The following is a 16,024-nucleotide window of genomic DNA, read 5'->3' on the forward strand; positions in this document are numbered from 1 at the left end:
TTTTATCCACTGCTGAAGGAAGTTCGAAGGAGAAAGATTATAAAAAAGGGTATCAAGAAGCCATTCGAAATGCATTTACAGAATTGGAAAACTTGAATTATAAATATAATACTGCTGCAAATGTAACCAGTATGGGCGTTGTTAAAAAAGAAATGAAAGAGGTTATTGTTACACCTAATGTAGAAATAAAAGAAGTTGAAGAGGTTCAAATTAAAAAAGAACCTAAAATTAAAATAATGAGTAAACCAATTGAAGAACCAATCGAAGTTTTAGCGGTTAAACCTTCTGAAAATGGGCTAGTCGGAAATTATGACTTTGGAAATTATGGAGTGGGTACAATAAAAAAAAATGAGTCAGAATATATAGTAGTTGTTGGTGATGAACATTTAGAAATTGCCCAGATTTTTACCACCTCAAAACCGAAAATCTTTATAATTAAATGGGCAGCTTTTAAACAACCTAAATTAGTTGAGTTAGATGTAGAAGGTAATTTAAGGGTAGACCAAAACAATGGAAATGTGACAGTTTATAAACGAAAAAATTAGTAGTTGTACTTATCTTTCCATAAATCTTTTAAATAATTTCTTAAAACTTGCTCTCTATTATTTAAACCAGGGTCATATAATTTGGTGTTAGAAATTTCTTCAGGCAAAAATTCTTGATCAACAAAATTTGAATCAAAACTGTGAGCGTATTTGTAATTTTTACCATAATCTAACTCCTTCATTAATTTTGTAGGGGCATTTCTTAAATGTAACGGAACACTCAAATCTCCAGTTTGTTTAACTAACTGTTGTGCGTTTTTGATGGCTTCATAGCTCGAATTACTTTTAGGTGAAGTTGCCAAATAAATGGCACATTGACTCAATATAATTCTACTCTCAGGAAAACCAATAGTTGTAACAGCCTGAAATGTACTATTGGCTAAAATTAATGCAGTTGGGTTTGCATTACCAATATCTTCCGAAGCTAAAATTAACAATCGGCGGGCAATAAATTTTGCGTCTTCGCCACCTTCAATCATCCGTGCCAACCAATAAACTGCAGCATTTGGATCGCTACCTCTAATAGATTTTATGAAAGCAGAGACTATGTCGTAATGTTGTTCGCCAGTTTTATCGTATAAGACAGTATTTTTTTGAATTTTTGAAAGCACTAATTCGTTGGTAACAATTATTGGCTCATCTTCAGAATTCACCACCAATTCAAAAATATTTAAAAGTTTACGTGCATCGCCTCCTGAAACTCTCATCAGTGCTTCCGATTCTTTAATGGTGATATTTTTTTTCGAAATTAGAACATCTGTTTGTAAAGCTCTTTCTAATAAATTTTCCAAATCTCTTTTATCAAAAGAATTTAGAATATATACTTGACATCGCGAAAGAAGTGCAGGAATTACTTCAAAACTGGGGTTTTCTGTGGTAGCACCAATTAAGGTAATCCAACCTTTTTCTACAGCGGCAAGTAAAGAATCTTGTTGAGATTTGCTAAATCTGTGAATTTCATCAATAAATAAAATTGGGTTTTTAGTTGTAAATAGACCACCACTTTGTTTCGCTTTATCAATAATGTCTCTAATATCTTTAACACCAGAACTAATGGCACTTAGGGTATAAAAAGGGCGTTGAGATTCTTTGGCAATAATAAAAGCTAATGTAGTTTTTCCAATACCAGGTGGTCCCCAAAAAATTAAACTAGGAATAATTCCTCTTTTAATATGCTGTGTTAACGCACCATGTTCACCAACTAAATGTTGTTGACTAATATAATCATCCAAGTTTTTTGGGCGAATTCGTTCTGCCAATGGTTCATTCATACTGTAAAAATAAGAATTAAAATGTTTTGGGCATTACGCTACATTACATTTGTGTGCGGATTATTCATTAAATCTTTTTAAGTGAAAAATAAAAAGGTAAGTTTATTCTGAGTCAAGTCGAAGGATTGCTATTCCTAACACTAAACAAACGGAATCATTATTTTAAAATGTTCAGTAATATTTTAAAAAATTAGTATATTCATAGCGTAAATTAATTCAATGCACGAAAATCAATTTAGATTTAAAAGGAGTACTTTTTTTATCCCAATAGTAACAATAATTACGATTTGGTTTATCTATTTTATTGAAATCTATGGAGGTTTTAATTTTAATAAATTTGGAGTATATCCTAGAACAATCATAGGTCTTAGAGGTATTCTGTTTTCACCGTTTATTCATAGCAATATAAAGCATTTGTTTAATAATTCTATGCCATTGTTTGTTATGTTGGGTGGTATGTTTTATTTCTATCATAAAATTGCGTTTAAAGTTATTGTAATTGGAACCTTATTAACAGGTTTTATAACTTGGTTAATTGCAAGGGACTCTTATCATATTGGGGCAAGCGGAGTTATCTATTTTTTAGTAAGTTTTATTTTTTTTAGCGGAATTATAAGAAAATATTATCGTTTAATAGCACTTTCGTTGATAGTTGTTTTTTTATATGGCAGTATGATTTGGTATATTTTTCCAACGGAAGAACATATTTCATGGGAAGGTCATTTATCTGGATTCTTAGTAGGTTTAGCTATGGCTTTTTTTGTTAAAAAAAGTGGACCACAACCAGAAAATTTTGAATATTCAAAAAATGAGGAATTTGATAATTTATTTGATGATGAAGGAAATTTTATACCACCAACAGAAGATGAAAATGATATAGCAAATGAAAATTAAAAAGCTCAGATTAATTGTCAGAGAAACATCCAAAAATAACTCCTAAATTCTCTTTAGTTTAATATGGTATTTTTCGAAAGTTTGGAACTTTCACATTTCACATTTCACATTTCACCCTTTTACCATTATCCTTTTCAAGAAGTAATTCCCCCTTTGGGGGTTGAGGGACTTTTCAACCGCTGTCTTGTAACTTCATATAAAAAAGCACCACAAGCTACAGAAACGTTTAACGATGCTATTTCACCTAATAAAGGCAATTTAGCTTTATGGTCTACTATTTTTAAAATAGAAGGGTTGATTCCTCTATCTTCAGAGCCCATTATTAAGGCTGTAGGCAAGGTTAGATCGACATCATAAATCAAAGTATCTGTTTTTTCGGTAGCGGCCACAATTTGGATGTCAGCACCTTGAAACTGAAAAATAGCATCCTTTAAATGATCGACTTTACATATAGGTATTTTAAAAGCAGCTCCGGCAGAAGTTTTTATAGTATCGGCACTAATTGGTGCGTTTCCTTGTTTTTGAATTATAATTCCATCAACACCGGTACATTCAGCCGTTCTAATAATAGCACCAAAATTTCGAACATCAGAAATTTTATCTAATAGTAGAAATAAAGGAGTAGTTTCATTCTCTAAAATAGTGGTAATTAAATCATCTAAATCCATAAAATCAATAGCAGATGTTTGTGCAACAACCCCTTGATGATTTCCATTTTTAGATAATCTATTTAATTTTTCAACAGGAACATAGCTTGTAGCAATATTATGTTCTTTAATAAGTGAGTTTAATTCTGAGAATAAATGACCACTTAAGTCTTTTTGTAAAAAAACCTTACTAATGGTTTTTCCTGAATTAATAGCCTCTATAACGGCTCTAATTCCAAACATTTTTGAAACTTCGTTTTCCATGAAGCAAAGGTATTAATCATTTTTATATAATCAATACCAAATTAAATGAAACAAGACTCAATTTATAATGAGTGGTTTTATGCTAAAAAAGAATTTAGACTAGGGTAAAAAAATACTTTAAATAAGTGAAATAGTACGGTTTTTTGAATTAAAATAAAATGTATATTTATCGAATCTATAGAATTTAAATGAAGTCAGTATTTATGCAATATTTTGTTTTATTTTATAGCTAAATGGAACATTAAATTTATTATTTAACTAATTTATTAAAGTATGAGAAAATTTACTTTTTGGCTTACTGCAATTGTTCTTCTATTTGGAATGAACATAACGTTTGCTCAAACAAAAGTAATTTCTGGTAAAGTTAGCGATGCAAGTGGTGCATTACCAGGAGTGAGCGTGGTTGTTAAAGGAACCACAAAAGGAACACAATCAGATTTTGATGGTAATTATTCATTATCTGCTAACGTTGGAGATGTATTAGTTTTCAGTTTTGTCGGTATGAAATCTGTTGACAGATCTGTGGGTACAGCCAACACAATTAATGTTTCAATGCAAGAAGATTCTCAAGCATTGGAAGAGGTTGTTGTAGTAGGTTACGGAACGCAAAAAAGACGCGAAGTAACTGGTGCTATTTCAACTGTGAGTGGTGAAAAATTAAGCGCTACACGTGTACAAAGTTTTGATCAAGCATTATCTGGTGCCGCATCAGGTGTAAATGTCTCATCTCCTAATGGGGTTTTGGGTAATCAAGCTGTTATTCGTGTAAGAGGGGTAAGTTCAATCTCTTTAAGTTCTTATCCATTAATTGTAATTGATGGTGTTCCAACTTGGAATGGTGATAACTTAAACCAGAGTAATGCTGCAAATAATCCTTTATCGAGTATTAATTCTTCCGATATTGAGAGTTTAGAAGTACTTAAAGATGCTGCTGCTTCTGCAATTTATGGATCTAGAGCTGCCGCTGGTGTAATTTTAATTACTACCAAAAAAGGAAAACAAGGAAAAACTTCTGTTAATTTCCAAACTTCTATGAGTGTTACTTCACCTTATAATTTAATTGGAGTTTTAAATGCAGAAAATTTTACCATGATTAAGAATGAAGGGTTAACTAATTTTGGAACACCTCCAAATGGAACAACAGTTGGTTTTTATACAATGACAGATGCTGAGGGTAATTTAGTTGATACTAATTGGTATGATTATGCTTATAGAGATGGTTTTGCAAACGAACAATCTCTTAATATTTCTGGCGCAACTGAATCAACAAAATATTACTTATCATTAAGCCATTTAGACCAAGAAGGAATGTTTATTAATAATGATTTTAAAAGAATTAATAGTAGATTTTCTATGGACCACAAACTAAATAGTTGGTTAAGTTTAGGTGCTGTATTTAGTTATACAAACTCAATTACTGATGGATTGTCTACCGGATCTGCTAATGGAAGTTCATTTGCTTCTGCTGGAGCTGCTCGTTTAGCTTTTGCACAAGCACCTAACGTGGGTCCTTTTAATGCTGATGGAACTTATAACTTACTTGCTGGTACAATTGGAAAAGGTAATAATAAATCTAATTTACAATGGGCAAATGCTAAATATCTTTTAGATAAGAATACTTTTTCAGCACAAAATGACCATGTAATGTCTAATTTTTATGCTAATTTTCAATTAGCAAAAGGATTAAATTTTAAAACACTTTATGGAATTGATAATCTAGTAACTGAAAATAAGGATTGGTTAGATGCATTGCACGGTGATGGTTTATCAGCGCTTGGTTCTGCAACAAATACCATGAATAGATATACCAGATCTTCAATTCAAAATGTTTTAAATTATAATACAACTTTATTTGAAAAACACAATTTAAGTGCTTTAGTTGGAAATGAAGGACAATATTCTGAAATTAATTCTTGGGGAGCTTCTAGAAGAGGTGTTTCTGATCCATTTTTTAATGAATACCAAGGTGGTTTTAGCACCATTGTTGTGGCAGGAAATTTATTAGTTGAAAATTATTTGGAATCTTATTTTGGACGTATCAATTACGATTTCAATAATAAATATTATCTTTCTGTTAATGCGCGTCGTGATGGATATTCTGCTTTTGCTGAAGGTAATAAATGGGGTAATTTTTATGGTGCATCTTTAGGATGGGTACTATCGGAAGAAAATTTCTTTAAAGACTCTAGTTTTGGTAAAAATTTCAATCTAATGAAATTTAGAGGAAGTTATGGTTCTGTTGGTAACAATCAGGGTATTTCAAGTTATGCTGCAAGTAGCTTTTTTGATGCTGGCTTAAATGGCACTAATGGTACGCTGTTTTATTCACAAGCTGGTAATAAAAATCTAACTTGGGAGACTAGTAAAAAAATGGATTTTGGTCTGGATTTTGGTCTTTTAAATAATAGATTTACAGGAGAGTTTGGGTATTATAAAAGTGATGTTGATGGTTTAATTTTAAGTGTAAGACAAGCTGCTTCAACTGGAATTCCTAATGGAAATGCAATCCTTGCCAACGTTGGAAGTATGTATAACAAAGGAATTGAAGCTACTTTAAATGCTAAAATATTAACAGAAGGTAATTTTAAATGGAATACCAGTTTTAACTTTACAACTCAAAAAAATAAAGTAACAGCATTAGACGAAACAGGAGCAGATATTTTAATAGCTTCTTCAAATTTAGAATCTGCTAATATTGTTAGAGTTAATGAGTCTGTTGGTAGTTTTTATGTGGTAAAAACTGATGGTGTAAATCCTGCTAATGGAAGAAGAATATTCTTGTATAAAGATGGTACAGCTGTACAATACGATCATTCTGCTGCAGTTGCAAATAGATGGACTAAAGTGAGTGATGGAACAGTTACTCGAGCTCCTAGTCAGTCAGCAGATGGTGTTATTATGGGGCCTTCTATACCTAAATACTTTGGGGGCTTTACCAATTCATTTAAATATAAAGGATTTGATTTAGATGTCAATGTTTATTTTTCTGGAGGAAATTATGTATACAACGGAACTAAAGCTGGTTTACGTGATATGAGAGTTTGGAATAACGCAAATGAAGTTTTAACTCGTTGGCAAAAGGCAGGAGACGTAACAGATATTCCAAGAATAGTTTTTGGTGATAATGTTTCAAACGGATCTTCTATGCCATCTTCTCAAAATGTTGAAAAAGGTGATTTTGTAAAAATAAGAAACATTGCACTTGGCTATAGTTTATCTGAGGATTTAGTTACAAAATTGGGTCTTTCTAGTTTCAGATTTAATTTGAGCGTACAAAATGCCTATACATTTACTAATTATTCTGGTTTTGATCCAGAAATTTCATCCAATGGAAATTCAGGTACATCTGCTGGTGTTGATAGAAATTCTGCACCATTAGCAAGAACGGTTTCATTTGGATTAAATCTAAGTTTGTAATTTAAAATATAAGAAAAATGAAATTAAAAAAATTAATACTATTTACTGTACTAAGTACTATAATGGTAATTTCATCATGTAGTGATGATGATGCACTATCACCGGTAAACCAAACGAGAATTTCTGAAGCAAATGCTTTTGAAACTCCTGCTAGGGTAGATCAACAAGTCCTTGGGATGTATGCTGGAGTAAAAGCAGGAAACTTTATGGGCGGTCGTTATTATGTTTATCAAGATATCAGAGGTGAAGAATTCTTAAATGAAAAAAGTAACCAAGTTACTAATTCAAATACTTGGTTTTTTTCTGTAGCTTCTAGTACATCTGAAGTAAACAATTTTTGGCAAAGTGGATACTTTGCAATCAATAGATGTAATGTTGTAATTAAAGGATTGGAAACATCGCCCATTGATGCCGCTTTAAAAACCCAATATTTAGCTGAAGCCAGATTTTTAAGAGCTCTCACTTATTATTCTTTAGTGACTTTATATGCTAGACCATATTGGGATGGTAATGGTTCTAAACTCGGGATTCCTCTAAGACTTAATGCAGAAACAAGTAGTGGAAATAGCGATATAATTAGAGCAACGGTAGGGCAAGTTTATGATCAGATAATGTTAGATTTGGATTTTGCAGAGACCAATTTACCACTAACATATACTACTACTTATAATAGAACCACAAGAGCTCATAAAAACACAGCCATTGCATTAAAAACAAGGGTGTTATTAAGTAAAAGAGATTATCCTGGTGTAGTAACTCAAGCTAACAAGATTGTTTCCACAGCTGCACCATTTTCAGCACCTAGTGGAGGTCCAAATAGTTTAGTGGCTGCTATAACTGCTGCTTTTGCGCCAACTGCACAAACAACTGAAAATGTATTTTCTTTTGCGTTTTCTGCTTCAGATGCACCTGGAACTCAAAACTGGTTAGGTTATTATTGGTCAACTTTAAATGGTAATAATGGTGAGTATTCTTTATTACCAACTAGTATTATAGCTAATACCGGTTGGAAATCAACAGATTCTAGAAGAGCATTTCTAGGAGTGGTTGGTGGTAAAACATACTTACAAACTAAATGGCAAGGAGGTTCATCAGCTGTTGAGTATATGCAAGTTATTCGTTATGCTGAGGTTCTTTTAAATCTTTCTGAAGCTACTGTAAGAAGTAGTAATACAATTGACACAAGAGCAGTTGCCCTTTTAAATGCTGTTCGTCAACGATCTGATGCTTCAACTTCTTTTACAGTGGCATCTTTTGCAAGTGTTCAATCTTTATTAGATCAAATAGCTATAGAAAGACGAATTGAATTTCTTGGTGAAGGCTTTAGATCTTTAGATGTTATGCGACTTGGTCAAGATTTTGCAGCTAAAGGAGGAGTTCCTTCAGTTTCGGTTAATGCTAATGAATATATATGGCCAATTCCACAAAATGAATTGTTATATAATAAATTAGCAACACAAAATCCTGGTTATTAAATTTTAAATCTAATTTTAAAAGAAGCCGTCTCACAACTGAGACGGTTTTTTTATGCATTTTATTTGAGCCTTCCTTTGAATTTTATTGTATTTAATTGTTGCTAAACTGATAGCAAAATGTTAATCTCGAACATTACAATCAATAACAAATAATATTTTTACCATATTCATTTGTTGATTTAATTCCAGAGAAACATTCAGTTTGAGTTTCAGAACATTCAGCCCATTCTAAAATCTTTTAGCAAAGAAGGCAATTGTGAGTATTATCCAAAGATACAGTTTAAAGTGAGGTTGTATATGGATATAGCCGATGTATATTTCTAACCTAAAATAGAGCTTGCACTACATGAAAACATCAACTTTATGTAGTTAAGCTAGTTGAGACCATTGTAAATTATAATACCAATAACTGATTTAACAGCAGGAAACTAAAAGATAGCTTTAAGAACATCTTAAAGCGAGTAGGAAAGAAGAATTTATTACCTTAAAACAAATCTATGAAGTTGGCGCAAAAATAGAAGCACTGGCTGGACGGTACAACTTTGTTTGGATCAATAGCATCAAAACCAAATAGACACCAAAACGTTAAAACCTCATTTATAAAATATTGATCAAACCATTGGAGAGAAAATCTTTAAATACACTAGAAAACATAACAGCAGATACAGGTTATGGAAGCGATAAAAACTATGATTATCTTGAATAAAAACAACGCACAGCCGATATAAAATACAATACTTTTGATAGAGAACAATACAAAATATATCAAAAAAAATATAATCCCTTTACCAAAGGAAATCTTCATTACAATAAAAAGGAAGATTACTATGAGTGTCTTATGGGACAAAAAATGCACAATGTTTCAAGGTCAAGAAACGTCACAAGTAAGCTATAGATAAACCGTATAACACTACCAAGCCAAAAACTTTTTTGGATGGCATCTTCGAGGTCTTTGTTTTAAGGGTAAAGCCATCAGAATCGTTGAATGATAACAACTTTAAAAGACACCAACAAAGAACAAGAGAATTACTTTTTATTCAAAAAGGGACGCAAAAGCCCGAACAACTAACTGCCGATGTAGAACCGATGTTTGTGCAACTCAAACATAACAATAATTTTAAGACTATTTTTTTAAAATGGACTTTAAAAAGTAGAATTAGAGTTAGGATTAATGCTTTTGGTCACAATTTAAGAAAGAAAATTGTAGCCTAAAGGAAATTTTGTCTGGATTTTTAAAAAATAAAAAATCTCATAAATAAAAAAACCATCTCAAACAGAATATTGAGACGGTTTTTTTTAATAATTGAATAAATTTAATATTTTGAATTAAACTATTTTATTTCAAATTAGTTGGCCAAAGTTTACCATCTGTACGGGTAAGAGTTACTGTGCCTTCTTCTCCCCAAGTGTTATCCCACTGATAGGTTAATTTATTACCTGCAACAATAACAGTACCAGGTAATATTTTATAAGTATCTCCAAATTGGTCTGATCCAGATAAAGTAAGTTTACCACAAGCTTCTTTTAAAGTAATTCCTGTAGCATAACCAGATCCTGCACCATATAAGAAATTCCACCATCCAAAGTCTGCACCTGGAAGTATACTATAAGTTACTCCATCAACTCTTTTAAATTCTCCACCTGTTAAATTAAGAGTACCAGGTTCTGGTGCACCTCTGAATTTAAAATTTGTTTGCATAATATCAAATTTAGCAATTAAATCTGAAGGACATACTAAAGAAACAGTCCATGAAAATGGTGAATTATAAACACCTGATTTAACATTTGCAGATGTATTACTAGCTGTAAACAATTGTCCGTCAGACATTTTTAATAGTAAACGCACGAGTATTGCATCACTTCCATCCATTTGAGCTGGAGTTATTGCTAAAGAAGCCATAGCTTCTGTAGCAGTAACTATTAATTTAGTTGGCTGTCCTAAAGAAAATTGAGTACCCGCAATGGTTTTTAATAGTTTCTCTGCAACAACTGTTGTTCCGTTTCCAGTGGTGTTATCTTTAAAACCTACGAATACATCAACTGATGAAATACTTGCTTTATCAGCATTGTATGTAGGAACTAAATTAGCTTCAAATTTAGAAGATGCTAAATCATTAAAGTTAATAGTTCCAGATACTATAGTTGTAGTCAAATAAGCACCATTTGGCAATTCTGAAAATAGTGGTGTTACCTTATCATCATCTGTACAAGCACTAAAAAAGGCCAGTACAATAAGTAAACTGAATATGTATTTTATATTTTTCATTTTATATATTATTTACTAATTAATAAATCCAGCTGGATTCGTATCCCAAAATACTTGAGTAGTATTTGTTTTTTGAGTAGAATTATTGTTTAAAACTACATAGTCATTCGGGTATAAGAATGATCTGTAAAATGGTCCTGAAATAGCTTCTCTTGTAGGTTGCATATTAGAAGGTAATCCTGTTCTTCTATAGTTGTTATAAGCTTCCATACCACATCCCCAAAGAGTAATGTAGTATTCTTTCATTAAGATTTCTTTTTTACCTGTTGCCGAAGCAGAATCGTAAGCAGCCAATACAAAATTCATATAATTAGTTATAGCAGTTGCAGAAATAGCTACAGCAGCTGCATCTAATGGAGCAAATGCGTTTACTGTTTCAAATGAACGACGGATACCTGTATCAATATGTGTTCTTGCTAATGCAGGATTAGAAGTTAATATGTTTTCAGCTAACATAAAATAAGTATAAGATGAAAGTAAAAGTGGAGTATAACCTGCACCTTTAGCACCTACAGTACCACTAGTTTTGGTTGATTTTCCATCACCAATATCATATTTACCACCACCTGGATAAAGTCCATAAACAGTTCTTTTTGTTCCATCTGGTGGAATACCAGAGTTATCACCGTGGTCTCTACCCCAATAACCCATTGCAGTAGTATAAGGTTTTCCAGGATAATTATAGTCTAAAGTACAATAAGGTACTCCAATTGTAGGTACATAGGTACTCTTTTTTGCTGCATAATGAGATGGATATGTAAAGCCAGGACAGTCTAACGTAAATGAGTCTTCATTAGATGCATCAATATCTTGACGGTAGAAATAAAACTTAGCTCTTGGGTCTTGAAATCCTTTCTCTGCTACCAAAGTCCATAAATAATAATTAGACATATAATCGCCATTCTCAGTTTCATAGTGTTGAGTATAGAATGGATGACGTGTATCTGGATTACTTCTATTAGCACCATATTTAAACACAAAATCCTCTGCACGCGTATCTATGATATTAGCAGTAGAAAGTGCTGTAATCGCCGCTGCTGAATTGAATGATGCATCCAATCTTACAGTGTTATACATCTTAATTTTCAACGTATTTGCCATAGCAATCCAATTATTCTTATTTCCATTATAGAACAAGTCATTTTTAGGATTTGCTAAAGCTGTTTTACCTAAATCAACAATAGCCTCATCAATAAGTTTAAACATTGCTTGGTAAATTGCTTTACCATCATCGGCTTTTGGATTAAAGTTCTCAGATCCTTTAATAGCTTCTGTATAAGGTACAGAACCAAACATGTCTACTAAAGTAACATACACATAAGCTTTTATAAGTTTAGCAGCAGCAGTATGAACATACAATTGTTTTTGTTGTGCTACAGGTAATAATGCTTCAATATCAGCTAAAACAGTTGCATAAGCCTGACTCCAAACAGTATTCATGGCTGAAGATGAAAATGCGTTGTCATAGGTTGGTCCGTACATATGAGTCATCCTTGTTGTTTGACTACCAAAATCATTAGCATTAAAGATAAAATTTTTGAATCCTAATTGTACGTTATGAAAAAGGAAGTCAGGGTCAATCAAACCAGCTGACACGCTGTTTGGATTATCCAGAATTTCTAATTCTGTGGTCTCACAAGCCGTCATAAAAACGAGGGCTGAGATTAATAATAAATTTCTAAATATTTTCATTTTAAATTGTTTTAATTATTAGAATGTTAACTTCATATTGAATCCATACTTTTTAGTGGTAGGACCAGTTAGATAATCAAAACCTTTACCGTTTCCAACTCCTAAACTTGACATTTCTGGATCAAAGTTTACATATTTTGGAAAGTTAACAGCTTTGTACCATAGGTTTTGACCTATTAAAGAAAATGATAACGATCCAAAAGGAGTTTTTTCCAAAATTTTCTTTGGTACATCATAAGAAAGTGAAATTTCTCTTAAACGTATAGTAGTAGCATCGTGTACAGCTTCTTCATCAATAAAAAACCCATTCATTTCAAATCCAAACTGTGTAGCATTAATTTGAATGTTATTAGGTTGGCCGTTTTGTAAAACACCTTCTAAAATTATCGTTTGACTACGGTCAAAGTCTGTATCCTTAGACAAACCTCTTGAAATTGTTGCTGCAGTTGTAGTAGAGTACATATCTCCACCATGAGTATAATCAACCTGCGCACCAATAGAGAACCCTTTATAATTAAGGGAAGTACTTCCGTTTAATTTATAATCTGGGTTTGGATTTCCAATAACACCAATTTCAGTTGCAGCTAAATAAGATCCTGTAGAGGCAACTATTTTATTACCATTAGCGTCTCTAGCAACAGTGCTACCATACATAATACCATAAGGCTGTCCTGGTTCTGCAAAGTTACCTAAGTTTGTAAATCCAGCAATTGGAATTTTTTCTACGCCTTCTGCTAATGATTTAACTATATTTTCGTTGATACTGAAATTACCATTTAGATTCCAAGTAAAATCACCAAATTTAACTGGTACTAGATTTAAACCAATTTCGATACCTCTACTATTAATAGATGCAACGTTTTGAGTTGTAAATGTAAATCCAGTAGATGGATCTAAATTTCTATCTATAATTAAATCTGAAGATGTTTTATCATATAAAGAGATGTCTACAGAAACTCTACTACTAAAGAATTTTCCTTCAAAACCAACTTCTATTTCTTCAATTAACTCAGGTTTTAAATCTAAGTTACCTACTTGGTTAGATACCGAGTGAACATTCATAACATTCCCATTTATAGGATTGATAAATGAATTAGTTCCTGTACCTAATCCAACTCTGGTTTGGTAAGCATCTGGGAAACCAGCTGAAGTACCGTAACCAACTCTAAATTTCATATAATTAATTTTGTCAGATTTTAAACCTTCAATCATATCTGTTGGAATAACAGATAAACTGACAGAAGGATAGAATAATGAGTTATTATTTTTTTCTAAAGTTGATGCCCAATCATTTCTACCTTGTAAGTTTAAGAACATATAGTTATTATATGCCAAAGTTAAGGAACTGTAAGCCCCTAATTTATTAACTTCATATTTACTACTAGAAGCAGTATGGTCAACAAAGTTTTGATGTGTAAATAAACCAAATGTAAACTGATTGGTACTTGAAGTTGAAGTAAAATCTCTTGTTTCACGGTTTGCATTAACACCAAATACTCCTTCTAAGTTTAAATTATCAGATAAAGTTTTGTTAAAATTTAAACTAACGGTATGGTCCCAAGTTGTGTTGATACGGTATGATGTAGCTAATACTCCGTCTGGAACCTGAGGTCCACCACGATTAATTTGGTAACGTTGTTTTTGCGTATATGTATCAAAACCAACAGAGTAATTTACATTCATCCAGTCATTTAACTTGTAGTTTAAGGCTGTATTAGTAAAGAAACGATTAACAATTTCTAAATCTGCTGTGTTTTTAACAGTCCAACGTGGATTTTGCATATCTCCACCACCTCTATAATATACGTTTGCACCTGTTACTGGATTTTCAAACGGTAAGTTCATTAAATCAAGATTTCGAGGAGTGTACAAAATGTTAGCAAATAGAGAAGCAGTACCAGCAGTTGGGTTACTACCAAAACCTGCAGCAGATGCTGGTGCAGTTTTATCTACGCCTGTAAAGTTAAAAGTAGAACTAATTGTAAAATTGTTTGCCAATTCTGCTTGTCCACCTAAACTAAAAGCATTTCTTCTATAATTATTTCCAGGAGTAAACCCTTCATCATCAGTATGACCATAATTGAAGTTATATGCCACTTTATCGCCACGTCCAGAAATACCTACAGAATTTGAAATTACTTTACCAACTCTAAAAAAATCTTCAATACCTGAAAATGCTTGATAAGGAATACGCGCCCCAATATATTCTGGGAATGCAGCATTGTTAATAGCGTTACTGTAAGGATGTGGAATAGTTCCATCAGCTGCAACACCAGCAGTTCCTCTTGTGTCAAAATGAGGACCCCAGTTACTAAATGCCGCTGAATAGCTATTTTGGAAACCATTACCATACGAATTTTGGTACTCCGGTAAATTAGCTTCGTTAAAGAAAAGTGATTGGGTTACTGAAATCTCCATTTTTTTATTAATGTTTCCAGCATCACCACTCTTAGTTGTTATTAATACAACACCATTACGTCCACGATCTCCATATAATACCGTTGCACTTAATCCTTTTAAAATACTTATTTCCTTAATACTTGAAGGATCAATATCTAAAAAACGACTAGAAGCAGTAGTATTTCCACCTGTAAATCCTCTATCAGAATTAGTGTCAGTGTTAAAAGGAATTCCATCTACCACAAATAATGGCTGATTACTTCCAGTGATAGAAGTATAACCACGGATAATAATGTTTGTTCCTGATCCAGAAACACCACTGGTTTGTGTAATGTCAACACCAGGCGCTTTACCAACAAGAGCTCTCGCTACATCTTGTTCTGGTTTGCTTCCAATTGCATCTGAAGAAATTGTAGAAACCGCATAACCAAGTGCTTTTTTCTCTTTCTTAATACCGAAAGCAGTTACAACCACTTCATCCAATGCTTGTGCATCTTCTTGCATAGTAACATTAATTGTGTTGGCTGCACCCACAGTTTTGTCAACAGTTTTCATTCCAACAAAACTAAACTGAAGTACAGCTCCAGAAGTTGCTTTTATAGAATAATTACCATCAAAATCAGTTTGAGTACCAGTTTTTGTACCTTTAATTAAAACCGTTACACCAGGTAGGGATCCGTTTACATCAGATACTTTACCGGTAACAGTTTTTTCCTGTGCAAATGTTATTTGCACCATAAACGCTAATAATAGCGTTAAAAAACCATTAAACTTTGTTTTCATTATATAATTATTTGAATTAATTATGCCAAAAATCCTAAAAAAATGTTAATTATCCAAATATATTTCAATACTTATTCAAATAATTTGGGAAATACATTTTAATGGTTTTTGTTCTATTTGTATTAGATTCATTGAAATTGAATTGGTTGCGTTAAATAATATTCATTTTATGCAATGAAGAAAATTGAAAAATAAAGTATAGAACTTATTATAAACGGAATATATATTAAACCCGTTGTGCATTTAGACAATGTTAATTTTTAAGTTGTTAATATTTCTCTCAAAAATAAACTTGTTAATGTATTGAATAATTGTCAACGAGGTTAATTTAGAAAGTATTCTTGTTTTAAATCCATCAAATGTTTTGGCA

General features: G+C 32.2%; 10 protein-coding genes and 1 pseudogene. 4 read left to right on the forward strand and 7 right to left on the reverse strand.

The genetic code is table 11. The features are described from left to right. Nucleotides 1-205: 205 nt before the first annotated feature. Nucleotides 206-262, reverse strand: a complete 57-nt coding sequence (locus Q8S45_RS13910; RefSeq protein ID WP_371132957.1) for a hypothetical protein — start codon at nt 260-262, stop codon at nt 206-208. 279 nt (nt 263-541) lie between these two features. Beyond that, nucleotides 542-1,816 carry a replication-associated recombination protein A gene (locus Q8S45_RS00585; protein WP_305600273.1) on the reverse strand — a complete coding sequence of 425 codons (1,275 nt, stop codon included), beginning with the start codon at nt 1,814-1,816 and terminating at the stop codon, nt 542-544. A 219-nt stretch (nt 1,817-2,035) separates the two neighbouring features. Here Q8S45_RS00585 and Q8S45_RS00590 point away from each other — a divergent pair, with 219 nt between their 5' ends. Further along, a complete protein-coding gene (locus Q8S45_RS00590; RefSeq protein ID WP_305600274.1) occupies nt 2,036-2,710 on the forward strand; it encodes a rhomboid family intramembrane serine protease in 675 nt (224 codons plus the stop codon). 134 nt (nt 2,711-2,844) lie between these two features. On the opposite strand, the gene rlmB is transcribed toward Q8S45_RS00590, so the two are convergent. Continuing rightward, nucleotides 2,845-3,621: a 23S rRNA (guanosine(2251)-2'-O)-methyltransferase RlmB gene (gene rlmB, locus Q8S45_RS00595; protein ID WP_305600275.1), complete on the reverse strand. Its 777-nt coding sequence runs from the start codon at nt 3,619-3,621 to the stop codon at nt 2,845-2,847. A 273-nt stretch (nt 3,622-3,894) separates the two neighbouring features. On the opposite strand from rlmB, the gene Q8S45_RS00600 reads away from it, so the two are divergent. The 3 genes from Q8S45_RS00600 (at nt 3,895) to Q8S45_RS00610 (ending at nt 9,725) form a co-directional block, all read left to right on the forward strand. Continuing rightward, nucleotides 3,895-7,038 carry a TonB-dependent receptor gene (locus Q8S45_RS00600; RefSeq protein ID WP_305600276.1) on the forward strand — a complete coding sequence of 1,048 codons (3,144 nt, stop codon included), beginning with the start codon at nt 3,895-3,897 and terminating at the stop codon, nt 7,036-7,038. 17 nt (nt 7,039-7,055) lie between these two features. After that, a complete protein-coding gene (locus tag Q8S45_RS00605) occupies nt 7,056-8,513 on the forward strand; it encodes a RagB/SusD family nutrient uptake outer membrane protein (RefSeq protein WP_305600278.1) in 1,458 nt (485 codons plus the stop codon). 930 nt (nt 8,514-9,443) lie between these two features. Continuing rightward, entirely contained in the window at nt 9,444-9,725 is a 282-nt protein-coding gene (locus Q8S45_RS00610; RefSeq protein WP_305600279.1) for a hypothetical protein, read from the forward strand. Between the two features lie 124 nt (nt 9,726-9,849). Here Q8S45_RS00610 and Q8S45_RS00615 read toward each other — a convergent pair whose 3' ends face one another. The 4 genes and pseudogenes from Q8S45_RS00615 to Q8S45_RS00630 form a co-directional block, all read right to left on the reverse strand. Further along, the gene (locus Q8S45_RS00615; RefSeq protein WP_305600281.1) at nt 9,850-10,779 is read right to left on the reverse strand and encodes a hypothetical protein; all 930 of its coding nucleotides are present in this window, start codon (nt 10,777-10,779) and stop codon (nt 9,850-9,852) included. A 15-nt stretch (nt 10,780-10,794) separates the two neighbouring features. Next, nucleotides 10,795-12,471 carry a SusD/RagB family nutrient-binding outer membrane lipoprotein gene (locus tag Q8S45_RS00620; RefSeq protein WP_305600282.1) on the reverse strand — a complete coding sequence of 559 codons (1,677 nt, stop codon included), beginning with the start codon at nt 12,469-12,471 and terminating at the stop codon, nt 10,795-10,797. 18 nt (nt 12,472-12,489) lie between these two features. Continuing rightward, on the reverse strand, nt 12,490-15,654 hold the full coding sequence (locus Q8S45_RS00625; RefSeq protein ID WP_305600283.1) for a SusC/RagA family TonB-linked outer membrane protein: 3,165 nt from the start codon (nt 15,652-15,654) through the stop codon (nt 12,490-12,492). 243 nt (nt 15,655-15,897) lie between these two features. After that, nucleotides 15,898-16,024 (reverse strand): annotated as a pseudogene (locus tag Q8S45_RS00630) (IS982 family transposase); the annotation flags it as partial.

Origin of the sequence: Lutibacter sp. (assembly GCF_030692605.1) — a bacterium.
GTDB lineage: Bacteria > Bacteroidota > Bacteroidia > Flavobacteriales > Flavobacteriaceae > Lutibacter.

Bases quoted from the DNA above. Each gene is read 5' to 3' on its own strand.
- Q8S45_RS00615 (WP_305600281.1), bottom strand. From the start codon at position 10,779: ATGAAAAATATAAAATACATATTCAGTTTACTTATTGTACTGGCCTTT.
- Q8S45_RS00605 (WP_305600278.1), top strand. From the start codon at position 7,056: ATGAAATTAAAAAAATTAATACTATTTACTGTACTAAGTACTATAATG.
- Q8S45_RS00590 (WP_305600274.1), top strand. From the start codon at position 2,036: ATGCACGAAAATCAATTTAGATTTAAAAGGAGTACTTTTTTTATCCCA.
- Q8S45_RS00585 (WP_305600273.1), bottom strand. From the start codon at position 1,816: ATGAATGAACCATTGGCAGAACGAATTCGCCCAAAAAACTTGGATGAT.
- rlmB (WP_305600275.1), bottom strand. From the start codon at position 3,621: ATGGAAAACGAAGTTTCAAAAATGTTTGGAATTAGAGCCGTTATAGAG.
- Q8S45_RS00600 (WP_305600276.1), top strand. From the start codon at position 3,895: ATGAGAAAATTTACTTTTTGGCTTACTGCAATTGTTCTTCTATTTGGA.
- Q8S45_RS00625 (WP_305600283.1), bottom strand. From the start codon at position 15,654: ATGAAAACAAAGTTTAATGGTTTTTTAACGCTATTATTAGCGTTTATG.
- Q8S45_RS00620 (WP_305600282.1), bottom strand. From the start codon at position 12,471: ATGAAAATATTTAGAAATTTATTATTAATCTCAGCCCTCGTTTTTATG.